Origin of the sequence: Pseudomonas sp. 273 (genome assembly GCF_029201425.1) — a bacterium.
In the GTDB taxonomy this organism is placed as follows: Bacteria; Pseudomonadota; Gammaproteobacteria; order Pseudomonadales; family Pseudomonadaceae; genus Pseudomonas; species Pseudomonas delhiensis.
On sequence record NZ_CP116775.1, the window covers coordinates 6,073,433 to 6,095,647 of the forward strand.

Sequence of the window (22,215 nt, forward strand, 5' to 3'; positions counted from 1 at the left end):
CGCAGGAAGCCCGGATTAACAAGATGGCAGTGATTCTCCCCGTGTTCCGTAGAAAGTTCCCCTTACTGGTGACCGGTGGCCTGCTGGCTATGCAGCCGCTCGCTTCCTCGACCGCCACGGCGGCCGAACAGTTCAACTGCACCCCCTCCGGCGGTAGCTGGGACTGCGCCTCGCAGCAGCCGGCCAGTGCCCTGCCGCCGCGCCCGGAGCATACCGAAAGCTCGGTCAGCACCCCTTCCAGCGCCAGCGGCGAAGGTGCTGCCGTCGCCGCCGGTGCGGCTGCCGGCGCCGAAGAGCCCAAGCAGAAGCTGGTCACCGAGAGCGGCGGCAAGGGCCTCAAGTCGCGCAGCGCCGACTACAGCCACCTAGACTGGGTCCCGCGGGAGAAGCTCACCGCCGCCCAGTTGGCGGAGGTCGGCCCGTACTGCAGCGGCGCCTACATCGAACCCACCCGCCCGGGCATGAACGACAAGACCCCGCGTGACGAGGCTCCGACCTACGTCTCGGCGAAGGTCTCGCGCTACGAGCAGGAAAGCCAGGTCGCCACCCTGGCCGGCAACGTGGTCCTGCGCCAGGGCAGCATGCAGGTGGAGGCCGACGAGGCCAACCTGCACCAGGCGGAGAACCGCGGCGAGCTGGCCGGCAACGTGCGCCTGCGCGACAACGGCGCGCTCATCGTCGGCGACCACGCCGACCTGCAGCTGGACAACGGCGAGGCGAAGATCGACAACGCCGAGTACGTCATGCACCAGGCCCAGGTCCGCGGCAGCGCGCTCTACGCCAAGCGCCAGGAAGACGCGATCATCCAGCTCAAGGACGGGACCTACACCCGTTGCGAGCCGGGCAGCAACTCCTGGTACGTCAAGGGCAACAACATCAAGCTGAACCCGGCCACCGGCTTCGGCACCGCGACCAACGCGACCCTGCGGGTGAAGGACATTCCGGTGTTCTACACTCCCTACATCTATTTCCCGATCGACGACCGCCGCCAGTCCGGCTTCCTGCCGCCTACCCTGGGCAGCACCAGCGACACCGGCATGTTCGTGGTCACCCCGTACTACTTCAACCTGGCGCCGAACTACGACGCCACGCTGTTCCCGCGCTACATGGCCAAGCGCGGCCTGATGATGGAAGGCGAGTTCCGCTACCTGACCCACAGCAGCGAGGGCCAGGTCACCGCCGCCTATCTGAACGACAAGGACGACGACCGCGAGGGCCAACCGCACTTCACCGACCAGCGCTGGATGTACGGCTGGAAGAACACCAGCGGCCTGGATTCGCGCTGGCTGGCGCAGGTCGACTACACCAAGATCAGCGACCCGTACTACTTCCAGGACCTGGACACCTCCCTGGGCCTGGGCTCGCCGACCTACGTGAACCAGCAGGGCGCCCTGACCTACCGCGGCGACGACTTCACCGCGCGCCTCAACGCCCAGGCCTACCAGCTGGCCACCGTGACCGACGTCACCCCCTACGACCGCCTGCCGCAGCTGACCCTCGACGGCCGCCTGCCGTTCAACCCGGGTGGCCTGGACTTCACCTACGGCAGCGAACTGGTGCGCTTCGACCGCAACCTGGACGAAGACGTCTACTTCGACGCCGACGGCAACAAGCTCGGTCAACGCCCGGACGTGAACATCTCCGGCCTGGCCCGGGCCACTGGCGACCGTGCGCACTTCGAGCCCGGTATCAGTCTGCCGCTGGCCAGCAGCTGGGGCTTCCTGACGCCGACAGTGAAAGGCCTGTATACCAAGTACGACCTGGACCTGGATAGCCAGGGCAAGACACAGCTGAACAGCTCGACCAACTACGGCGAAGTCAGCTACGACAGCAGCCCCGACCGCTCGCTGCCGCTGGCCAAGCTCGACGGCGGCCTGTACTTCGACCGCGACACCAGCTTCGGCGGCACCAAGTTCCGCCAGACCCTGGAGCCGCGCGCCATGTACCTGTACGTGCCGTACCGCAACCAGGACAACCTGCCGACCTTCGACACCGGCGAGTTCAACTTCAGCTACGACTCGCTGTGGCGCGAGAACCGCTTCACCGGCAAGGACCGCATCGGCGATGCCAACCAGCTGTCCCTGGGCGCCACCTCGCGCTTCATCGAGGACAACGGTTTCGAGCGCGCCTCGGTCAGCGCCGGCCAGATCTACTACTTCTCCGACCGCCGCGTGCAACTGCCAGGCCTGACCGAGAAGTACATCCGCAACTACAACCTGGCCCACCCGAACAGCACGATCGACAACCCCGATGCGGACACCTGGCGCTCGCCGTACGCGCTGCAAGGCGTCTACCGCTTCGACCACGACTGGCGCGTCAGCTCCGACTTCAACTGGAACCCGAACACCCACCACACCGACAACGGCAGCGTGATGTTCCACTACCAGCCCGAAGCCGAGCCGCAGAAGGTGTTCAACGCCGGCTACCGCTACCGCGCGGACAGCAAGTCGTTCGACCCGAACCTCGGCCGCTTCAGCTACAACAGCGACGAGTACAAGATCGAGCAGCACGACTTCTCGGTCATCTGGCCGATCGTTCCGCAGTGGAGCGCCATCGCCCGCTGGCAGTACGACTACAACCAGAGCCGCACCCTCGAGGCCCTCGGCGGCTTCGAATACGACAGCTGCTGCTGGAAGCTGCGACTGGTCAACCGCTACTGGCTGAAGTACGACGACAACGAGTTCGTCACCGCCGAATCGAAAGCCGACCGCGGCATCTTCCTGCAAATCATCCTGAAGGGCCTTGGCGGCGTTGTAGGCAACCAAGTCGAAGGCTTCCTCGACCAAGGCATCCAAGGTTATCGTCAACGTGAAGACAGCTCTATGTAATGCCCTGCGCCCGCTGATGCTGGGCGCCCTGCTGGCCTGCTCCGCAGCCCACGCCGAAGTCACCCCGCTGGACCGCGTCGTGGCCATCGTCGACAACGACGTGGTCATGCAGAGCCAGCTCGACCAGCGCCTGCGCGAAGTCCGCCAGACCATCGAGAAACGCGGCGCGCCGCTGCCGCCCGAGCATGTGCTGACCCAGCAGGTGCTCGAGCGCCTGATCATCGAGGACATCCAGCTGCAGATCGGCGAGCGCTCCGGCATCCGCATCACCGACGAGGAGCTGAACCAGGCCATGGGCACCATCGCCCAGCGCAACAACCTGAGCCTGGACCAGTTCCGCGCCGCCCTCTCCCGCGACGGCCTGTCCTACGACGACGCCCGCGAGCAGGTGCGCCGCGAGATGATCATCAGCCGCGTGCGCCAGCGCCGCGTGGCCGAGCGCATCCAGGTCAGCGACCAGGAAGTGCAGAACTTCCTGGCCTCGGACCTGGGCAAGATCCAGCTCTCCGAAGAGTATCGCCTGGCCAACATCCTCATCCCGGTGCCGGACGGCGCTTCGCCGGAAACCCTCCAGGCCGCCGGCAGGCAGGCCCAGGAGGTCTACCAGCAACTCAAGCAGGGCGCCGACTTCAACCAGCTGGCGATTTCCCGCTCGGCCGGCGACAACGCCCTGGAAGGTGGCGAGATCGGCTGGCGCAAGGCCGCCCAGCTGCCCTCGCCGTTCGACGGCATGGTCGGCAGCCTGGCCGTGGGCGACGTCACCGAGCCGGTGCGCACCCCTGGCGGCTTCATCATCCTCAAGCTGGAAGAGAAGCGCGGCGGCAGCAAGATGGTGCGTGACGAGGTGCATGTCCGCCATATCCTGCTCAAGCCCAGCGAAATCCGCAGCGACGAAGAAACCCAGAAGCTGGCGCAGAAGCTCTACGAGCGCATCCAGGGTGGCGAGGACTTCGGCAAGCTGGCCAAGCAGTTCTCCGAAGACCCGGGCTCGGCGCTGCACGGCGGCGACCTCAACTGGGTCGACCCGGAGTCCCTGGTTCCGGAATTCCGCGACGTGATGAACAGCATCCCGCAGAACCAGCTGTCCAAGCCGTTCCGCTCGCCGTTCGGCTGGCACATCCTGGAAGTCCTCGGTCGCCGCGCCACCGACAGCAGCGACAAGTTCCGCGAGCAGCAGGCCGCCCAGGTCCTGCGCAACCGCAAGTACGACGAGGAACTGCAGGCCTGGTTGCGGCAGATCCGCGACGAAGCCTACGTCGAGATCAAGCTGTAAGCCCCGCAAGCGACACAGGAACCCGGCCCCAAGGCCGGGTTTCTTTTTGCCCGCGCCACGCTTCGGCGTAGAGTGGGCCCATACCGAACAACCCCGGCTGCCCGGTGCGGCCGATGCCCCAGAGACACCGCCATGCAAGCCCCCAAGCCATTCGCCCTGACCCCCGGAGAGCCGGCCGGCATCGGCCCGGACCTGTGCCTGCTGCTGTCCCGCGAGGCCCAGCCGCACCCGCTGGTGGCCATCGCCAGCCGGCAGATGCTGGCCGAGCGCGCCGCCCTGATGGACCTGGACATCCAGTTGCTGGAGACCGGCCCCGGCCAGTGGCCACAGGCGCCCGCCCCGGCCGGCGCGCTCTACGTCTGGGACACCCCGCTGGGGGCGCCGGTGCAGGCCGGCCGGCTCGACCCGGCCAACGCCGGCTATGTGCTGCAAACCCTGACCCGCGCCGGCCAGGGCTGCCTGGACGGCAGCTTCGCCGGGATGATCACCGCGCCGGTGCACAAGGGCGTGATCAATGAAGGCGGTGTGGCCTTCTCCGGGCACACCGAGTTCCTCGCCGAGCTGACCCACACCCCGCAGGTGGTGATGATGCTCGCCACCCGTGGCCTGCGCGTGGCGCTGGTGACCACCCACCTGCCGCTGCGCGAGGTGGCGGACGCCATCACCCCGGAACGCCTGGAGCGTGTCGCCCGCATCCTCCACGCCGACCTGCGCGACAAGTTCGGCCTGGCCGAGCCGCGCATCCTGGTCTGCGGCCTCAACCCCCACGCCGGCGAGGGCGGCCACCTGGGCCACGAGGAAATCGACGTCATCGAGCCCACCCTGGAGCGCCTGCGCGCCGAGGGCATGCAACTGGTCGGCCCGCTGCCGGCCGACACCCTGTTCACCCCCAAGCACCTGGAACACTGCGACGCCGTGCTGGCCATGTACCACGACCAGGGCCTGCCGGTGCTCAAGTACAAGGGCTTCGGCGCGGCGGTGAACGTCACCCTGGGCCTGCCGATCATCCGCACCTCGGTGGACCACGGCACCGCCCTGGACCTGGCCGGCACCGCCCGCATCGACGGCGGCAGCCTGCAGGTGGCGCTGGAGACGGCCTACCAGATGGCCGAGGCGGGCGGAGCCCGTCGTTAAGGCGGCAGGCGGCAGGCGGCAGGCGGCAGGCGGCAGGCAAGGATGCCCGCGGACGGTACAACTGGTAAAATTTCCCCCTTTGACCCGCTTTGGCTCTAGCCTGTCGCTTGCAGCTTGCAGCTTGAAGCCTGGAGCCGCCTTTATGTCCGAGCTTTTCCAACATCGCGCGCGCAAGCGCTTCGGCCAGAACTTCCTGCATGACGCCGGGGTGATCCACCGCATCCTGCGCGCCATCGCGCCCAAGGAAGGCCAGCACCTGCTGGAGATCGGCCCGGGCCAGGGCGCCCTCACCGAGGGCCTGGTGGACAGCGGCGCGCAGCTCGACGTGATCGAGCTCGACCTCGACCTGATCCCCCAGCTGAAATACCGCTTCGGCCTCAAGCCGAACTTCCGCCTGCACCAGGGCGACGCCCTGAAGTTCGACTTCGCCACCCTGCCCCTGGCCGGCGAGAAGCTGCGGGTGGTGGGCAACCTGCCCTACAACATCTCCACGCCGCTGATCTTCCACCTGCTGGAGCACGCCGGGATCATCCAGGACATGCACTTCATGCTGCAGAAGGAAGTGGTCGAGCGCCTGGCCGCCGAGCCCGGCGGCGGCGACTGGGGCCGGCTGTCGATCATGGTCCAGTACTTCTGCAAGGTGGACTACCTGTTCACCGTCGGCCCGGGCGCCTTCAACCCGCCGCCCAAGGTGGAATCGGCCATCGTCCGCCTGGCGCCGTACGCCGAGCTGCCGCACCCGGCCAAGGACCACCGCCTGCTCGAACGCATCGTCCGCGAAGCCTTCAACCAGCGCCGCAAGACCCTGCGCAACACCCTGCGCAGCCTGATGTCCATCGAAGACATCGAAGCCGCCGGCGTCGACCCCAGCCTGCGCCCGGAGCAGCTGGACGTGGCCGACTTCGTGCGCCTGGCCAACCGCCTGGCGGAACTGGCCCCCGAGCAGTGAAACCCTCGACGAGACGCCCGAGCCGAGCATGAGCGATCCCCGATACCAGATTTGCGTCAGCGTCACCACCCGCCACCTGCCCGAGCAATCGCAGCCGGAGCAGCAGCGCTACGTCTTCGCCTACACGGTGACCATCCACAACCAGGGCGAGCAGGCGGCCAAGCTGCTCAGCCGCCACTGGATCATCACCGACGGTGACGGCCACGTGCAGGAAGTGCGCGGTGCCGGCGTGGTGGGCGAGAAGCCGCTGATCGAGCCGGGCGCCAGCCATACCTACACCAGCGGCACCGTGCTGGCCACCAAGGTGGGCAGCATGTCCGGCAGCTACCAGATGGTCGCGGCAGATGGCCATCATTTCGACGCCGATATCCCCGTGTTCCGCCTCGCCGTCCCGGGGGCGCTGCACTGATGGCCACCTACGCCGTGGGCGACCTGCAGGGTTGCCTGGAACCGCTCAAGCAACTGCTGCAGCGCGTGGCCTTCGACCCCGCCCGCGACAAGCTGTGGCTGGTCGGCGACCTGGTCAACCGCGGCCCGCAGTCGCTGGAGACCCTGCGCTTCCTCTACGCCATGCGCGACGCCGTGGTCTGCGTGCTGGGCAACCACGACCTGCACCTGCTGGCGGTGGCCTGCAACGCCGAGCGCCTGAAGAAGGCCGACACCCTGCGCGAGATCCTCGAGGCGCCGGAGCGCGACGACCTGCTCGACTGGCTGCGCAACATGCCCCTGGTGCACCACGACGCCGAGCGCGACATCACCCTGGTGCACGCCGGCATCCCGCCGCAGTGGAGCATCGAGAAGTCCCTGCAGCGCGCCGCCGAGGTGGAGGAGGCCCTGCGCGACGACCAGCGCCTGCCGCTGTTCCTCGAAGGCATGTACGGCAACGAACCGGCCAAGTGGGACAAGAAGCTGCACGGCATCGACCGCCTGCGGGTGATCACCAACTACTTCACCCGCATGCGCTTCTGCACCCCCGACGGCAAGCTCGACCTGAAGAGCAAGGAAGGCCTGGGCACCGCGCCGGAAGGCTACGCCCCCTGGTTCAGCTACCCCGAACGCAAGGCCGCCGGGCGCAAGATCATCTTCGGCCACTGGGCGGCGCTGGAAGGCCAGTGCGACGTGCCCGGCCTCTACGCACTGGACACCGGCTGCGTGTGGGGCGGTAGCATGACCCTGCTGAACGTCGACAGTGGCGAACGCATCACCTGCAATTGCGCCGGCAACGCCGCGTAAGAGAGTAGAGAACATGAGCGAATTCAAGCGCATAGCCCCCGAACAGGCCCAGCAGCTGCGCCAGGCCGGCGCCCAGGTGGTGGACATCCGCGACCCGCAGAGCTACGCCATGGGCCACGTGAGCGGCTCCCGCCACATCGACAACTACTCGGTGGCCGACTTCATCCGCCAGGCCGACCTCGACGCCCCGCTGCTGGTGTTCTGCTACCACGGCAATTCCAGCCAGAGCGCAGCCGCCTACTTCATCCAGCAGGGCTTCACCGACGTATACAGTGTCGACGGCGGCTTCGAGCTGTGGCGCAGCGTCTATCCCGCGGATACCAGCAGCGGCCAGGCGGACTGAGGGGCCTGGCCGAGGTTCCACAAATAAATCTGTAACTTCTCACTCGATTCCCCTTTACAGGCCGGATAACGAACTATCCTTTTCCTCAGGCCATCCAAAAGGGGAGAGCCGGCCCACCGGCTTCCGGGAATCGGCAGTGACCATTCGGGGCGGTTCAGGGCGCAAGCCAGGTACCGTTGGAGTTCTGGGGGAAATTCGCCGGCCACGCTGGCAGCCCGTCCGCACCCACTCACACCGATCCCGTGCCGGCTCCATGCATCGAGCGAGGAGACGTCATGAGTATTTTCAGTCACTTCCAGGAACGCTTCGAAGCGACCCGCCAGGAGGAATACTCCCTCCAGGAGTACCTGGATATCTGCAAGCAGGACAAGACCGCCTATGCCACCGCGGCCGAGCGCATGCTGATGGCCATCGGCGAGCCGGAACTGCTGGATACCTCCACCGACCCACGGCTGTCGCGCATCTTTTCCAACAAGGTGATCCGCCGCTACCCGGCGTTCGCCGACTTCCACGGCATGGAAGAATGCATCGACCAGATCGTCGCCTTCTTCCGTCATGCGGCCCAGGGCCTGGAAGAGAAGAAACAGATCATCTACCTGCTGGGCCCGGTGGGCGGCGGCAAGTCGTCCCTGGCGGAAAAGCTCAAGCAACTGATGGAGAAGGTGCCCTTCTACGCCATCAAGGGCTCGCCGGTGTTCGAATCGCCCCTGGGGCTGTTCAACCCCGATGAGGACGGTGCCATCCTCGAGGAAGACTACGGCATCCCGCGGCGCTACCTGCGCTCGATCATGTCGCCGTGGGCGACCAAGCGGCTCAACGAGTTCGGCGGCGACATCAGCCAGTTCCGCGTGGTCAAGCTGTACCCCTCGATCCTCAACCAGATCGCCATCGCCAAGACCGAACCCGGGGACGAGAACAACCAGGACATCTCCGCCCTGGTGGGCAAGGTGGATATCCGCAAGCTGGAGGAATTCCCGCAGAACGACGCCGACGCCTACAGCTACTCGGGCGCGCTGTGCCGGGCCAACCAAGGCCTGATGGAATTCGTCGAGATGTTCAAGGCGCCGATCAAGGTCCTGCACCCGCTGCTGACCGCTACCCAGGAGGGCAACTACAACAGCACCGAGGGCCTGGGCGGGCTGCCCTACAGCGGCATCATCCTCGCCCACTCCAACGAATCGGAGTGGCACAGCTTCCGCAACAACAAGAACAACGAGGCCTTCATCGACCGTATCTACATCGTCAAGGTCCCGTACTGCCTGCGCGTCACCGACGAGATCAAGATCTACGACAAGCTGCTGATCAACAGCTCGCTGGCCCACGCGCACTGCGCCCCGGACACCCTGAAGATGCTCTCGCAGTTCTCCGTGCTGTCGCGCCTGAAGGAGCCGGACAACTCCAACATCTACTCGAAGATGCGCGTCTACGACGGCGAGAACCTCAAGGACACCGATCCCAAGGCCAAGTCGATCCAGGAATACCGCGACGCCGCCGGGGTCGACGAGGGCATGGCCGGGCTTTCCACCCGCTTCGCCTTCAAGATCCTCTCCAAGGTGTTCAACTTCGACCCCCACGAGGTGGCGGCCAACCCGGTGCACCTGCTCTACGTGCTGGAGCAGCAGATCGAGCAGGAACAGTTCCCGCCGGAAACCCGCGAGCGCTACCTGCGCTTCATCAAGGAATACCTGGCGCCGCGCTACGTGGAGTTCATCGGCAAGGAAATCCAGACCGCGTACCTTGAGTCCTACAGCGAATACGGCCAGAACATCTTCGACCGCTACGTGCTCTACGCCGACTTCTGGATCCAGGACCAGGAATACCGCGACCCGGAAACTGGCGAAATCCTCAACCGCGCCGCCCTCAACGAGGAGCTGGAGAAGATCGAGAAACCCGCCGGCATCAGCAACCCGAAGGATTTCCGCAACGAAATCGTCAACTTCGTGCTGCGCGCCCGCGCCGGCAACAACGGCAAGAACCCCAGCTGGCTGTCCTACGAGAAGCTGCGCGTGGTGATCGAGAAGAAAATGTTCTCCAACACCGAGGACCTGCTGCCGGTCATCAGCTTCAACGCCAAGGCCAGCAAGGAGGACCAGCAGAAACACAACGACTTCGTCCGGCGCATGGTCGAGCGCGGCTACACCGAGAAACAGGTACGCCTGCTGTCGGAATGGTATCTGCGGGTACGCAAGTCGCAATAAAGCAGCCCCAAGCTATAAGCAATAAGCTGCAAGCCAGAGCAAGTATCGCTTGTGGCTTGCAGCTCAAAGCTTGAAGCTGGCCCGGAGGGCCCTATGAGCTATGTCATCGACCGGCGTCTGAACGGCAAGAACAAGAGCACGGTGAACCGCCAGCGCTTCCTGCGGCGCTACCGTGAGCACATCAAGAAGGCGGTCGAGGAGGCCGTCAGCCGGCGTTCCATCACCGATATGGAGCACGGCGAGCAGATCAGCATCCCCGGCCGCGACATCGACGAACCCATCCTGCACCATGGCCGTGGCGGGCGGCAGACCATCGTCCACCCGGGCAACAAGGAATTCACCACCGGCGAGCACATCGCCCGGCCCCAGGGCGGCGGCGGTGGCCGTGGCGGCGGCAAGGCCAGCAACCAGGGCGAGGGGATGGACGACTTCGTCTTCCAGATCACCCAGGAGGAATTCCTCGACTTCATGTTCGAGGACCTGGAGTTGCCCAACCTGGTCAAGCGCCACATCACCGGCAGCGACACTTTCAAGACCGTGCGCGCCGGCATCAGCAACGACGGCAACCCCTCGCGCATCAACATCGTCCGCACCCTGCGCTCGGCCCACGCCCGGCGCATCGCCCTGACCGGCTCCACCCGCGGCAAGCTGCGCGCCGCCGTGGCCGAGCTGGAACGGCTCAAGCGCGAGGAACCGGACAACCTCGGCGACATCCAGGCGCTGGAGCAGGAAATCACCCGGATGCGCGCGCGCATCGACCGCGTGCCCTTCCTGGACACCTTCGACCTCAAGTACAACCTGCTGATCAAGCAGCCCAACCCCACCTCCCAGGCGGTGATGTTCTGCCTGATGGACGTCTCCGGCTCCATGACCCAGGCGACCAAGGACATCGCCAAGCGCTTCTTCATCCTCCTGTACCTGTTCCTCAAGCGGAACTACGAGAAGATCGAGGTGGTGTTCATCCGCCACCACACCAGCGCCCGCGAGGTGGACGAGGAAGAGTTCTTCTACTCCCGGGAAACCGGCGGCACCATCGTCTCCAGCGCGCTGAAGATGATGCAGGAGATCATGGCCGAGCGTTACCCCACCCACGAGTGGAACATCTACGCGGCCCAGGCCTCGGACGGCGACAACTGGAACGACGATTCGCCCGTCTGCCGCGATATCCTGATGAAGCAGATCATGCCGTTCGTGCAGTACTACACCTACGTCGAGATCACCCCGCGCGAGCACCAGGCGCTGTGGTTCGAGTACGAACGGGTGCGCGAAGCCTTCGAAGACAGCTTCGCCCAGCAGCAGATCGTATCCGCCGCGGACATCTACCCGGTGTTCCGCGAACTGTTCCAGAGGAGGCTAGTCGCATGAGCAAGCGCCAGCCCATCGCCACCGGGTCGGAATGGACCTTCGACCTGATCCGCCAGTACGACCGGGAGATCAGCCGTATCGCCGAGCGCTACGCGCTGGACACCTACCCGAACCAGATCGAAGTGATCACCGCCGAGCAGATGATGGATGCCTACGCCTCGGTCGGCATGCCCATCGGCTATAACCACTGGTCCTATGGCAAGCATTTCCTCAGCACGGAAAAGAACTACAAGCGCGGGCAGATGGGCCTGGCCTACGAGATCGTCATCAACTCCGACCCCTGCATCGCCTACCTGATGGAGGAGAACACCCAGTGCATGCAGGCGCTGGTGATCGCCCACGCCTGCTACGGGCACAACAGCTTCTTCAAGGGCAACTACCTGTTCCGCACCTGGACCGACGCCAGTTCCATCATCGACTACCTGGTGTTCGCCAAGCAGTACATCATGCAGTGCGAGGAGCGCTACGGCATCGACGCGGTGGAAGACCTGCTGGACTCCTGCCACGCCCTGATGAACTACGGCGTCGACCGCTACAAGCGGCCCTACCCCATCTCCGCCGAGGAAGAGCGGCAGCGCCAGAAGGAACGCGAGGAACTCATCCAGCGCCAGGTCAACGACCTGTGGCGGACCATCCCGCGCGCCGCCGGCAAGGACAAGGAACAGGAACTGGCGCGCTACCCCAGCGAGCCGCAGGAGAACATCCTCTACTTCATCGAGAAGAACGCCCCGCTGCTGGAGCCCTGGCAGCGCGAAGTGGTGCGCATCGTGCGCAAGGTGGCGCAGTACTTCTACCCGCAGCGCCAGACCCAGGTGATGAACGAGGGCTGGGCGACCTTCTGGCACTACACCCTGATCAACGACCTCTACGACGAGGGCCTGGTCACCGACGGCTTCATGATGGAGTTCCTCCAGTACCACACCAGCGTGGTCTACCAGCCCGGCTTCGACAGCCCCTACTACAGCGGTATCAACCCCTATGCCCTGGGCTTCGCCATGTACCGCGACATCCGCCGCATCTGCGAGGAACCCACCGAGGAAGACCGCCGCTGGTTCCCGGACATCGCCGGCAGCGACTGGCTGGCCACCCTGAAGTTCGCCATGAAGAGCTTCAAGGACGAGAGCTTCGTGCTGCAGTTCCTCTCGCCCAAGGTGATCCGCGAGTTCAAGCTGTTCAGCATCCTCGACGACGACCAGAAGGACGACCTGCTGGTCGACGCCATCCACGACGACGACGGCTACCGCAAGATCCGCGAGACCCTCGCGGCGCAGTACAACCTGGGCAACCGCGAGCCCAACGTGCAGATCTGGAACGTCGACCGCCGCGGCGACCGCTCCCTGACCCTGCGCCACCAGCAGCACGACCGCCAGCCGCTGGGCGAGTCCACCGAGGACGTGATGAAGCACCTGCACCGCCTGTGGGGCTTCGACATCCACCTGGAAACCCTCAACGGCGAGCAGGTCGTGCAGACCCACCACATGCCCCCAAAGGGTGAACGCGAGAACGAGGACGGCTACCCGCGGCTGGACCTGATCATCCCGCCCATTTGATCGGTTGACCGCCCCCGGGGCAGGACCGAGCATAGCGCCAAGCCCAGCCGAGGTCGCCATGCGTCTCTTCGCCATCCTCCTGCTCTGCCTCGCTCTCGCGACCTGCACCACGCAGATCCCCCAGGCCCGGGTGACCCAGGCGGCGGACAGCCGCCTGGCCGGCCTGCAGACCTTCCAGCTGATGCCCCCGGAAAACGCCGTCGACGCCCTGCCCTACGCCAACCGCTACCCGCTGATCAACGCCTGGCTGCGCCAGGGCCTGGAGCAGCGAGGCTACCGCGAGGCCAGCAGCGCGCAACTGCGCGTCTACTACTGGCTGGCCCTGCGCGACGCGCCGCTGGAATTCAAGGTCGACGTGCCGCCGCCCCAGGCCCTGGGGCCCTACCTCGCCATCCACCGCCTGCGCGACGAGACCGGCACCCTGCGCGTGCGCCTGACCGACCTGCAGGACCAGGTGCTCTGGGAAGGCACCGTCAGCACCGGCCTGAGCCCGGCGCATGCCAGCAGCGAACTGCTGCGCCACGCGGTGGAGGCGTTGGTCGAGCAGATTCCCCAAGCCACCCCGTAGGAGCGGACCTTGTCCGCGATAGCCGGAGGTTCCGGCGCGATTCGCGGATGAGATCCGCGCGGCCGCCCCACCCACGCAATTCCCTGTAGGAGCGGGCCCTGCCCGCGATTCGCGCGCAGGGCGCGCTCCTACAGGCTTGCCCCCCACGCCCCGAAGCCCGAAGCTATCCCCCTGACAGGAGAAAGCTTCATGCAGATCTACAAGGTAGGCGGCGCCGTGCGTGACCGTCTGCTCGGCCAGCCGGTCAGCGATACCGACTGGGTCGTGGTCGGCGCCAGCGCCGAAGACATGCTCGAGAAGGGCTACCGCCCGGTGGGCGCCGACTTCCCGGTGTTCCTCCACCCGCAGACCGGCGAGGAATACGCCCTGGCTCGCACCGAGCGCAAGAGCGGCCGCGGCTACGGCGGCTTCACCTTCTACGCCAGCCCCGACGTGACTCTGGAAGAAGACCTGGTACGCCGTGACCTCACCATCAACGCCATGGCCGAGGACGATAACGGCCGGCTGGTCGACCCCTACGGCGGCCAGCGCGACCTCGAGGCCCGCCTGCTGCGCCACGTCTCCCCGGCCTTCGTCGAGGACCCGCTGCGGGTGCTGCGCGTGGCCCGCTTCGCCGCGCGCTTCGCGCCGCTGGGCTTCAGGGTCGCTGACGAAACCCTGGCGCTGATGCGCGAGCTATCCGAATCCGGCGAGCTGGAAGCCCTGACGCCCGAGCGCAGCTGGAAGGAAATCTCCCGGGCCCTGATGGAAGCGCGGCCCGACGTGTTCATCCAGGTGCTGCGCGACTGCGGCGCCCTGGCCGTGCTGATGCCCGAGGTCGACGCCCTGTTCGGCGTGCCGCAACCCGCGCAACACCACCCGGAAATCGATACCGGCGAGCACCTGCTGGCCGTGCTGCGCCAGTGCGCCGAGCACCGCCAGCCACTGACGGTGCGCTGGGCCTGCCTGCTCCACGACCTGGGCAAGGCGCGAACCCGCCAGGAGGACTGGCCGCGGCACATCGCCCACGAACACCTGGGCCTGCCGCTGATCGACGCGGTCAATGCCCGCTTCAAGGTGCCACGCGACTGCCAGGAACTGGCGCGCCTGGTCGGCGAGTACCACACCCACGCCCACCGCGCCCTGGAACTGCGGCCGAACACCCTGCTGGAGCTGTTGCAGGCCTTCGACGTCTACCGCCGGCCACAGCGCTTCGAGGAATTCATCGCCGCCAGCGAAATGGACGCCCGCGGCCGCCACGGCCTGGAAAAGCGCGCTTATCCACAGGCCGACTACCTGCGCGGCGCAGCCAAGGCGGCCCGCGAAGTGGCGGTGCAACCGCTGCTGGAGAAAGGTTTCAAAGGCGCGGAACTGGGCGAAGCGCTCAAGCGCGAGCGTCTGAAGGCGCTCAAGGCCTACAAGACCGCACACGCCCCGCAGGCAGACCTGTAGAACAGATATGCCCAGGGTTCGCGAGCAAGCTCGCTCCTACGAAAAGCAGGCGGCTCCAGCCCGGCGGATAGCCGCGATCCCGTAGGGCGGATAACGCGAAGCGTTATCCGCCCTACGGATCAGGCCGCCGGATGCGCCGCGATCAGCGCCGCCGGCGTCAGCTCGGTACCGCGCCACTGGAAAGGCACCGGCCACAGGCGCTGGTCGATGTCCGCCTCGGCCCAGAGGCTGGCGAAGTCACGGCCGGCCCCCGGGTGCAGCACCTGCGGCGCCAGCAATGCCAGGGGCCAGAGCACGAAGGCGTTCTTCAGCACCTCGGCGCGCGGCAGCACCAGGCCGTCGAACTCGCCGTGCAGGTCGCCGTAGAGCAGCACGTCGATGTCCAGCGGCAGGCCCTTGCGTTCCGGCGCATAGCGGCCGTTGTCGGCCTCGATGTGCTTCAGCCGCAGGCTCAGCTCGGCCAGCGGCAGCTCGGTCTCGCCGCTCACCACCAGGTTGATGAAGGGGCCGCTGCGGATGCCCACCGGCTCGCTTTCGAACACTGGCGAGCAACGCAGGTCGTGGACGAAGCCGGTAAGCGCCTCGAGCCCGGCGTGCAGATGGCGCTCGCGCTCGATGTTGCTCCCCAGGCCGAGGAAGACAGTGGTCAGCGGCATCCGCGTTCGATCTCCACGCCAACGCCGGCGGCAGCGGCGACCGCTCCCGGCTTGGTCACCCGCAGGCGCAGCCACTGGATGCCGAATTCGGCCATCAGCAGCGCGGCCAGGCGCTCGGCGAAGGTTTCCACCAGTTGGAAATGCGCATCGCGGGCGAACTCGCCGATGCGCTCGGAAAGCACTGCGTAGTCCAGCGCCTTGGCGATGTCGTCATCGGCCGCCGCCGGGCGGATGTCCCAGCCCAGGTCCAGGTCCAGGCGCAGGCACTGGCGTATCCCCCGCTCCCAGTCGTAGACGCCGATCACGGTGTCGACTTCCAGGCCCTCGATAAAAACTCTGTCCACTTACTGCTGCTCCAAGGCCAGTGCACGACAAGCGTACGCCACCCCGCTAGAATCGGGGACAGTCTCGTCCCCGGTGGAAACCATGGTCTGGCTCTTGGCGATCCTCGCCTACCTGCTCGGCTCGCTGTCCTTCGCGGTACTCCTCAGTCGCCTGTTCGGCACCGCCGACCCGCGCGCCGGCGGCTCCGGCAACCCCGGCGCCACCAACATGCTGCGCCTGGCCGGGAAAAAGGCCGCCATCCTCACCCTCGTCGGCGACCTGGCCAAGGGCCTGGTGCCGGTGCTCGTCGCCCGCCTGTTCGGCCTGGGCGCGATGCAGGAGGCCTGGGTCGGCGTGGCGGCGGTGATCGGCCACCTCTACCCGCTGTACTTCAACTTCCGTGGCGGCAAGGGCGTGGCCACCGCCGCCGGCATGCTCCTGGCGCTCTACCCGCCGGCCGCGCTGCTCGCTGCAGTGGCCTGGCTGCTCACCTTCAAGCTCTCCCGCACCAGCTCGCTGGCCTCGCTGGTCGCCACCCCGCTCACCCTGCCACTACTGGCCTGGCAACTGCCGGCGGCGCTGCTGCCGATGACCTTCCTCACCGGGCTCATCGTCTGGCGCCACCGCGGCAACCTGCGCGACCTGCTGGCCGGGCGCGAGAGACATTTCTAGGATTGGGAGCTTCAGGCTGCAAGCCTCAAGCTGCAAGCGAAAAATGGCACCACGCCGCTTGTAGCTTGCAGCCTGTCGCTTGCAGCCATCTTTTTTATACCGCCGGCAACGACTCCATCGGCCAGCGCGCGCGCACGTCGATGGCCGGGCCGTCGTGCTGGCCGGCCAGCAGGCGCTGGCAACCGGCGTAGGCGATCATCGCGCCGTTGTCGGTGCAGAACCGTGGACGGGCGTAGAACACCTGGCCACGGAGTTCGCCGAGCATCTTCTGCAGGTGCTCGCGCAGGGCGCGGTTGGCGCTGACCCCACCGGCGATCACCAGGTTATTCAGGCCGGTCTGCTTGAGGGCGCGGCGGCACTTGATGGTCAGCGTCTCGACCACCGCCTGCTGGAAGGCCAGGGCGATGTCGCAGCGCGTCTGCTCGCCGTCGTCGCCCGCCTCGCGGCAGCGCTGCCAGGTGTTCAGGGCGAAGGTCTTGAGGCCGCTGAAACTGAAATCCAGGCCGGGGCGGTCGGTCATCGGCCGCGGGAAGACGAAGCGCCCCGGGGTGCCTTTCTCCGCCAGGCGGGCGATCTCCGGGCCGCCGGGGTAGCCCAGGCCGAGCAGCTTGGCGGTCTTGTCGAAGGCCTCGCCGGCGGCGTCGTCCAGGGATTCGCCCAGCAGCTGGTAGCGGCCGATACCATCCACCCGCACCAGTTGGGTGTGGCCGCCGGAAACCAGCAAGGCGACGAACGGGAATTGCGGCGGCTGCTCTTCCAGCATGGGCGCCAGCAGGTGGCCTTCCATGTGGTGCACGCCGACGGCCGGTATGCCCCAGGCGAACGCCAGGGCCTGGGCGCAGGAGGCGCCGACCAGCAGCGCGCCCACCAGGCCGGGGCCGGCGGTGTAGGCGATGGCGTCGATCCCGCTCGGCGGGCAGCCGGCCTCGTCGAGCACCTGGCGGATCAGCGGCAGCATGCGCTTGACGTGATCGCGCGAGGCCAGCTCGGGCACGACGCCGCCGTAGACGCGATGCAGGTCGATCTGACTGAACAGCGCGTCGGCCAGCAGGCCGCGTTCGCTGTCGTAGAGGGCGACGCCGGTTTCGTCGCAAGAGGTTTCCAACCCCAGCACACGCATGGGTTCGAGCCTTCAGTTCTGGGCAAATGAGAAGCGGCGGATGATAATCGCCCGCTGCGGACGCCGACCAGCGTTTTTCGATCGGAGGCTTTGCATTCCTGAGCCCGAACCGTTAATATCCGCAACCCTTGAAAACCGCCGTCTCCCGTGCCTACTGCCAGGAGCGCGATAAATCCCCGGTAATCATTGAAGGTACGACCTGGATGCCCGCCGTCAAAGTTAAAGAGAACGAACCCTTCGACGTAGCCCTGCGTCGTTTCAAGCGCTCCTGCGAAAAAGCCGGTGTACTGGCTGAAGTCCGTAGCCGCGAGTTCTACGAAAAGCCCACCGCCGAGCGCAAGCGCAAGGCCGCTGCCGCTGTCAAGCGTCACGCCAAGAAAGTGCAGCGCGAACAGCGCCGCCGCGAGCGCCTGTACTGAGTTCGACTCAGCCGCACGCTCTGCACATCGCCCGGCCCACTCGCCGGGCGAGTGCCTGAAAGGCTACACCGCACTCCGATTCGCGCCTGGCGAAGCTCGGAGTTTTTTGCTTTTCACGCCCCATGAAATGCCATACTCCAAGCCAGCCTTGGGTGTATGCCTGGGTCCATCCTGCGTCCCGACGAGTCTATGGCCGGCCTGATTCCGCAATCCTTCATCGATGACCTGCTCAACCGCACCGACATCCTCGATGTGGTGAGTTCGCGCATCCAGTTGAAGAAGACCGGCAAGAACTACAGCGCCTGTTGCCCGTTCCACAAGGAGAAGACACCCTCCTTCACGGTCAGCCCCGACAAGCAGTTCTACTACTGCTTCGGCTGCGGCGCCGGCGGCAATGCGCTGGGCTTCATCATGGACCACGACAACCTGGACTTCATCCAGGCCGTCGAGGACCTGGCCAAGCGCGCCGGCATGGACGTACCCCGCGAGGAAGGCCGGCGCGGCAAGCCGCGGCAGCCGACCGACTCGCCGCTGTACCCGCTGCTGAGCGCCGCCGCCGACTACTACCGCCAGGCGCTGAAGAGCCACCCGGCGCGCAAGGCCGCGGTGGAATACCTCAAGGGCCGCGGCCTGACCGGCGAGATCGCCCGCGACTTCGGCCTGGGCTTCGCCCCGCCGGGCTGGGACAACCTGTTCAAGCACCTGGGCGGCGACAACCTGCAGCTCAAGGCCATGCTCGACGCCGGCCTGCTGGTGGAGAACCCCGACAGCGGCAAGCGCTACGACCGCTTCCGCGACCGGGTGATCTTCCCCATCCGCGACAGTCGCGGGCGGGTGATCGCCTTCGGCGGCCGGGTGCTGGGCGACGACAAGCCCAAGTACCTGAACTCCCCGGAAACCCCGGTGTTCCACAAGGGCCAGGAGCTCTACGGGCTGTTCGAGGCGCGCAAGAACAATCGCGATCTCGACGAGATCATGGTGGTGGAAGGCTACATGGACGTGATCGCCCTGGCGCAACAGGGCATCCGCAACGCCGTGGCCACCCTCGGCACCGCCACCAGCGAGGAACACATCAAGCGCCTGTTCCGCCTGGTGCCGAACATCCTGTTCTGCTTCGATGGCGACCAGGCCGGGCGCAAGGCCGCCTGGCGCGCCCTGGAATCGGCCCTGCCGAACCTGCAGGACGGCCGCAAGATCCGCTTCCTGTTCCTCCCCGAGGGCGAGGACCCGGACAGCCTGGTCCGCGCCGAAGGCCCCGACGCCTTCCGCGCGCGCCTGACCCACCAGGCCCAGCCGCTGGCCGACTACTTCTTCCAGCAGCTGACGCAGGAAGCCGACCCCAGCACCCTGGAAGGCAAGGCGCACCTGGCGACCCTGGCCGGCCCGCTGCTGGAGAAGATACCCGGCAACACCCTGCGCCTGCTGATGCGCCAGCGCCTGGGCCAGATCACCGGCCTGAGCGGCGAGGCGCTGAACCAGTTGAACGCGCCGCGCGCCAGCGGCGGCCAGGGGCACGGCCAGGCCACGCCGAACGCCGCTGCGGACAGCCACGCGCACGAATACAGCGACTACGATGTAGGCCACTTCGCCGATCACGGCGAGCCCAGCTACCAGGACAGCGCCAGCTATTTCGAGGCGCCGTCGGATTTCGCCGGTGGCAAACCGGGCAAGAAGCCCTGGAAAGGCGAGCGCAAATGGGATGGCAAAGGAGGCAAGAGCGGCAAGCGCGGCGACTTCGCCCCGCGCCAGCCGCGCACCGAGATCAGCGTCGAATCCCCCACCCTGACCGCGCTGCGCACCCTGCTGCACCACCCGCAACTGGCGCAGAAGGTCGAGGACGCCAGCCATTTTGCCAACGAAGGGCAGACCTACTCGCAACTGCTGGCGGCGCTCGTCGAAGCGCTGCAGAAGAACCCGAAGCAGCGCTCGATGCAGTTGATCGCGCGCTGGCACGGTACCCCGCAAGGGCGCCTGCTGCAGGCCCTGGCGGAAAAGGAATGGCTGATCGACCAGGGCAATCTTGAAAAGCAGTTCTGCGACACCATTACTACACTTGCACACAGTCAGCTGCACAACAGCCGCGAGGCGCGGCTGCGCAGCGTGATGCAGAAGAGCCCCAGTGAACTGACTGACGAAGAGAAAGCTCTATTGAGGGAACACTTCAGCAACGCCTCTTCACCAGGCCCCCAGAGCTGAACTGGCGCCTGAAGCCTCGAATCTGGTATAATCCTCGGCTTATTTCAGCCCGCCAAGACCTTCAGTGGATAGGGTGTTATGTCCGGAAAAGCGCAACAGCAATCTCGTCTCAAAGAGTTGATCAGCCGTGGTCGTGAGCAGGGCTACCTGACTTACGCGGAGGTCAACGACCACCTGCCGGAGGATATTTCCGATCCGGAACAGGTGGAAGACATCATCCGCATGATCAACGACATGGGGATCAACGTATTCGAGACAGCCCCGGATGCGGATGCCCTGTTGCTGGCCGAAACCGATACCGACGAAGCCGCCGCCGAGGAAGCCGCCGCCGCGCTGGCCGCGGTGGAGAGCGACGTCGGCCGCACCACCGACCCGGTGCGCATGTACATGCGCGAGATGGGTACCGTGGAGCTGCTGACCCGCGAAGGCGAGATCGAGATCGCCAAACGCATCGAGGAAGGCATCCGCGAGGTCATGAGCGCCATCGCCCAGTTCCCTGGCGCGGTGGACGGCATCCTCGCCGAATACCAGCGGGTGGTCAGCGAAGGCGGCCGCCTGTCCGACATCCTCAGCGGCTACATCGACCCGGACGACGGTTCGGTGCCCGCCGAGGAAGTGGAACTCGACCTCAAGGACAGCGCTGGCGCCAAGGCCAAGGATGACGAGGAAGAGGACGAGGAGTCCGAAGACGACAGCGAAGACGAAGGCGACGGCGGTCCGGACCCGGAAGAGGCCGCGCGCCGCTTCGGCCTGGTCGCCGATCAGCTGGACAAGACCAAGAAGGCACTGAAGAAGCACGGTCGTGGCAGCAAGCAGGCCGACGCGGAAATGCTCGCCCTGGCCGAGCTGTTCATGCCGATCAAGCTGGTGCCCAAGCAGTTCGACGTCCTGGTCGCCCGCGTCCGCGATGCCTTGGACCAGGTGCGCCGCCAGGAACGCGCCATCATGCAGCTGTGCGTGCGTGACGCGCGCATGCCGCGCGCCGACTTCCTGCGCCTGTTCCCCGGCCAGGAAACCGACGAATCCTGGATCAACGGCGTGCTCAAGGCCAAGCCGAAATACGCCGAAGCCCTGGAGCGCGTGAAGGACGACGTCATCCGCAACCAGCAGAAGCTCTCCGCGCTGGAAAGCAACGTCGACCTCAAGGTCGCCGAGATCAAGGACGTCAACCGCGCCATGTCCATCGGCGAGGCCAAGGCCCGCCGCGCCAAGAAGGAAATGGTCGAGGCCAACCTGCGTCTGGTGATCTCCATCGCCAAGAAGTACACCAACCGTGGCCTGCAGTTCCTCGACCTGATCCAGGAAGGCAACATCGGCCTGATGAAGGCGGTGGACAAGTTCGAATACCGCCGCGGCTACAAGTTCTCGACCTACGCCACCTGGTGGATCCGCCAGGCGATCACCCGTTCGATCGCCGACCAGGCGCGCACCATCCGTATTCCGGTGCACATGATCGAGACGATCAACAAGCTCAACCGCATTTCCCGGCAGATGCTCCAGGAAATGGGCCGCGAACCGACCCCGGAAGAGCTGGGCGAACGCATGGACATGCCGGAAGACAAGATCCGCAAGGTCCTGAAGATCGCCAAGGAACCGATCTCCATGGAAACCCCGATCGGTGACGACGAAGACTCGCACCTGGGCGACTTCATCGAGGACTCCACCATGCAGTCGCCCATCGAAGTGGCGACCAGCGAGAGCCTCAAGGAAGCCACCCGCGAAGTCCTCGCCGGCCTCACCGCCCGGGAAGCCAAGGTGCTGCGCATGCGCTTCGGCATCGACATGAACACCGACCACACCCTCGAGGAAGTCGGCAAGCAGTTCGATGTGACCCGCGAACGTATCCGCCAGATCGAAGCCAAGGCGCTGCGCAAGCTGCGCCACCCGTCGCGAAGCGAACACCTGCGCTCCTTCCTCGACGAGTGATCGAAGAACCCCCGGCACAGCCCGGGGGTT

The 22,215-nt window shown here is 66.1% G+C and carries 19 protein-coding genes; 16 read left to right on the plus strand and 3 right to left on the minus strand.

Annotated elements, in window-relative coordinates; all coding sequences use genetic code 11:
* The first annotated feature begins 23 nt into the window (after positions 1-23).
* From PKO50_RS27880 to PKO50_RS27935, 12 genes are all read left to right on the plus strand, one after another.
* Positions 24-2,828: an LPS-assembly protein LptD gene (locus PKO50_RS27880; protein WP_275627838.1), complete on the plus strand. Its 2,805-nt coding sequence runs from the start codon at positions 24-26 to the stop codon at positions 2,826-2,828.
* Positions 2,809-4,101, plus strand: coding sequence for a peptidylprolyl isomerase (locus tag PKO50_RS27885; protein ID WP_275627839.1), 1,293 nt, complete (start codon positions 2,809-2,811; stop codon positions 4,099-4,101). Before PKO50_RS27880 ends, PKO50_RS27885 begins: the two co-directional genes overlap by 20 nt.
* Positions 4,102-4,233: 132 nt before the next feature.
* On the plus strand, positions 4,234-5,235 hold the full coding sequence (gene pdxA / locus PKO50_RS27890) for a 4-hydroxythreonine-4-phosphate dehydrogenase PdxA (protein ID WP_275627840.1): 1,002 nt from the start codon (positions 4,234-4,236) through the stop codon (positions 5,233-5,235).
* Between the two features lie 142 nt (positions 5,236-5,377).
* Positions 5,378-6,184 carry a 16S rRNA (adenine(1518)-N(6)/adenine(1519)-N(6))-dimethyltransferase RsmA gene (gene rsmA / locus PKO50_RS27895; protein ID WP_275627841.1) on the plus strand — a complete coding sequence of 269 codons (807 nt, stop codon included), beginning with the start codon at positions 5,378-5,380 and terminating at the stop codon, positions 6,182-6,184.
* A 28-nt stretch (positions 6,185-6,212) separates the two neighbouring features.
* Positions 6,213-6,593 (plus strand): Co2+/Mg2+ efflux protein ApaG, encoded by a 381-nt coding sequence (apaG, locus tag PKO50_RS27900; protein WP_089392966.1) that lies wholly within the window; start codon positions 6,213-6,215, stop codon positions 6,591-6,593.
* Complete coding sequence (locus PKO50_RS27905) at positions 6,593-7,417, plus strand: symmetrical bis(5'-nucleosyl)-tetraphosphatase (RefSeq protein WP_109931780.1); 825 nt, start codon at positions 6,593-6,595, stop codon at positions 7,415-7,417. Before apaG ends, PKO50_RS27905 begins: the two co-directional genes overlap by 1 nt.
* A 13-nt stretch (positions 7,418-7,430) precedes the next feature.
* A complete protein-coding gene (gene glpE / locus PKO50_RS27910) occupies positions 7,431-7,760 on the plus strand; it encodes a thiosulfate sulfurtransferase GlpE (protein WP_275627842.1) in 330 nt (109 codons plus the stop codon).
* Between the two features lie 275 nt (positions 7,761-8,035).
* Positions 8,036-9,958: a PrkA family serine protein kinase gene (locus PKO50_RS27915; protein ID WP_109931776.1), complete on the plus strand. Its 1,923-nt coding sequence runs from the start codon at positions 8,036-8,038 to the stop codon at positions 9,956-9,958.
* 93 nt (positions 9,959-10,051) lie between these two features.
* Positions 10,052-11,323 carry a YeaH/YhbH family protein gene (locus tag PKO50_RS27920; RefSeq protein WP_058487628.1) on the plus strand — a complete coding sequence of 424 codons (1,272 nt, stop codon included), beginning with the start codon at positions 10,052-10,054 and terminating at the stop codon, positions 11,321-11,323.
* A complete protein-coding gene (locus PKO50_RS27925; protein ID WP_009615572.1) occupies positions 11,320-12,873 on the plus strand; it encodes a SpoVR family protein in 1,554 nt (517 codons plus the stop codon). Before PKO50_RS27920 ends, PKO50_RS27925 begins: the two co-directional genes overlap by 4 nt.
* 58 nt (positions 12,874-12,931) lie before the next feature.
* A complete protein-coding gene (locus tag PKO50_RS27930; protein ID WP_275627843.1) occupies positions 12,932-13,441 on the plus strand; it encodes a DUF4136 domain-containing protein in 510 nt (169 codons plus the stop codon).
* A gap of 189 nt (positions 13,442-13,630) precedes the next feature.
* The gene (locus tag PKO50_RS27935) at positions 13,631-14,872 is read left to right on the plus strand and encodes a multifunctional CCA addition/repair protein (protein WP_275627844.1); all 1,242 of its coding nucleotides are present in this window, start codon (positions 13,631-13,633) and stop codon (positions 14,870-14,872) included.
* Between the two features lie 119 nt (positions 14,873-14,991).
* On the opposite strand, the gene folK is transcribed toward PKO50_RS27935, so the two are convergent.
* Positions 14,992-15,528 (minus strand): 2-amino-4-hydroxy-6-hydroxymethyldihydropteridine diphosphokinase, encoded by a 537-nt coding sequence (gene folK, locus PKO50_RS27940; RefSeq protein WP_275627845.1) that lies wholly within the window; start codon positions 15,526-15,528, stop codon positions 14,992-14,994.
* Positions 15,519-15,872 (minus strand): dihydroneopterin aldolase, encoded by a 354-nt coding sequence (gene folB / locus PKO50_RS27945; protein ID WP_089392959.1) that lies wholly within the window; start codon positions 15,870-15,872, stop codon positions 15,519-15,521. The genes folK and folB overlap by 10 nt, the downstream gene beginning before the upstream one ends.
* A gap of 82 nt (positions 15,873-15,954) precedes the next feature.
* On the opposite strand from folB, the gene plsY reads away from it, so the two are divergent.
* A complete protein-coding gene (gene plsY / locus PKO50_RS27950) occupies positions 15,955-16,524 on the plus strand; it encodes a glycerol-3-phosphate 1-O-acyltransferase PlsY (protein ID WP_089392958.1) in 570 nt (189 codons plus the stop codon).
* A gap of 94 nt (positions 16,525-16,618) precedes the next feature.
* On the opposite strand, the gene tsaD is transcribed toward plsY, so the two are convergent.
* Positions 16,619-17,644 carry a tRNA (adenosine(37)-N6)-threonylcarbamoyltransferase complex transferase subunit TsaD gene (gene tsaD, locus PKO50_RS27955; protein ID WP_275627846.1) on the minus strand — a complete coding sequence of 342 codons (1,026 nt, stop codon included), beginning with the start codon at positions 17,642-17,644 and terminating at the stop codon, positions 16,619-16,621.
* 203 nt (positions 17,645-17,847) lie between these two features.
* On the opposite strand from tsaD, the gene rpsU reads away from it, so the two are divergent.
* From rpsU to rpoD, 3 genes are all read left to right on the plus strand, one after another.
* Positions 17,848-18,063: a 30S ribosomal protein S21 gene (rpsU, locus tag PKO50_RS27960; protein WP_003085057.1), complete on the plus strand. Its 216-nt coding sequence runs from the start codon at positions 17,848-17,850 to the stop codon at positions 18,061-18,063.
* A 189-nt stretch (positions 18,064-18,252) separates the two neighbouring features.
* On the plus strand, positions 18,253-20,259 hold the full coding sequence (dnaG, locus tag PKO50_RS27965) for a DNA primase (protein ID WP_109931767.1): 2,007 nt from the start codon (positions 18,253-18,255) through the stop codon (positions 20,257-20,259).
* Positions 20,260-20,337: 78 nt separating this feature from the next.
* Positions 20,338-22,185, plus strand: a complete 1,848-nt coding sequence (gene rpoD / locus PKO50_RS27970) for an RNA polymerase sigma factor RpoD (protein ID WP_275627847.1) — start codon at positions 20,338-20,340, stop codon at positions 22,183-22,185.
* Positions 22,186-22,215 lie beyond the last annotated feature (30 nt).

Excerpts from the sequence above, each read along its gene's own strand:
- PKO50_RS27880 (WP_275627838.1), top strand. The coding sequence starts at position 24 with ATGGCAGTGATTCTCCCCGTGTTCCGTAGAAAGTTCCCCTTACTGGTG.
- pdxA (WP_275627840.1), top strand. The coding sequence starts at position 4,234 with ATGCAAGCCCCCAAGCCATTCGCCCTGACCCCCGGAGAGCCGGCCGGC.
- rsmA (WP_275627841.1), top strand. The coding sequence starts at position 5,378 with ATGTCCGAGCTTTTCCAACATCGCGCGCGCAAGCGCTTCGGCCAGAAC.
- apaG (WP_089392966.1), top strand. The coding sequence starts at position 6,213 with ATGAGCGATCCCCGATACCAGATTTGCGTCAGCGTCACCACCCGCCAC.
- PKO50_RS27905 (WP_109931780.1), top strand. The coding sequence starts at position 6,593 with ATGGCCACCTACGCCGTGGGCGACCTGCAGGGTTGCCTGGAACCGCTC.
- glpE (WP_275627842.1), top strand. The coding sequence starts at position 7,431 with ATGAGCGAATTCAAGCGCATAGCCCCCGAACAGGCCCAGCAGCTGCGC.
- PKO50_RS27915 (WP_109931776.1), top strand. The coding sequence starts at position 8,036 with ATGAGTATTTTCAGTCACTTCCAGGAACGCTTCGAAGCGACCCGCCAG.
- PKO50_RS27920 (WP_058487628.1), top strand. The coding sequence starts at position 10,052 with ATGAGCTATGTCATCGACCGGCGTCTGAACGGCAAGAACAAGAGCACG.
- PKO50_RS27925 (WP_009615572.1), top strand. The coding sequence starts at position 11,320 with ATGAGCAAGCGCCAGCCCATCGCCACCGGGTCGGAATGGACCTTCGAC.
- PKO50_RS27930 (WP_275627843.1), top strand. The coding sequence starts at position 12,932 with ATGCGTCTCTTCGCCATCCTCCTGCTCTGCCTCGCTCTCGCGACCTGC.
- PKO50_RS27935 (WP_275627844.1), top strand. The coding sequence starts at position 13,631 with ATGCAGATCTACAAGGTAGGCGGCGCCGTGCGTGACCGTCTGCTCGGC.
- folK (WP_275627845.1), bottom strand. The coding sequence starts at position 15,528 with ATGCCGCTGACCACTGTCTTCCTCGGCCTGGGGAGCAACATCGAGCGC.
- plsY (WP_089392958.1), top strand. The coding sequence starts at position 15,955 with ATGGTCTGGCTCTTGGCGATCCTCGCCTACCTGCTCGGCTCGCTGTCC.
- tsaD (WP_275627846.1), bottom strand. The coding sequence starts at position 17,644 with ATGCGTGTGCTGGGGTTGGAAACCTCTTGCGACGAAACCGGCGTCGCC.
- rpsU (WP_003085057.1), top strand. The coding sequence starts at position 17,848 with ATGCCCGCCGTCAAAGTTAAAGAGAACGAACCCTTCGACGTAGCCCTG.
- dnaG (WP_109931767.1), top strand. The coding sequence starts at position 18,253 with ATGGCCGGCCTGATTCCGCAATCCTTCATCGATGACCTGCTCAACCGC.
- rpoD (WP_275627847.1), top strand. The coding sequence starts at position 20,338 with ATGTCCGGAAAAGCGCAACAGCAATCTCGTCTCAAAGAGTTGATCAGC.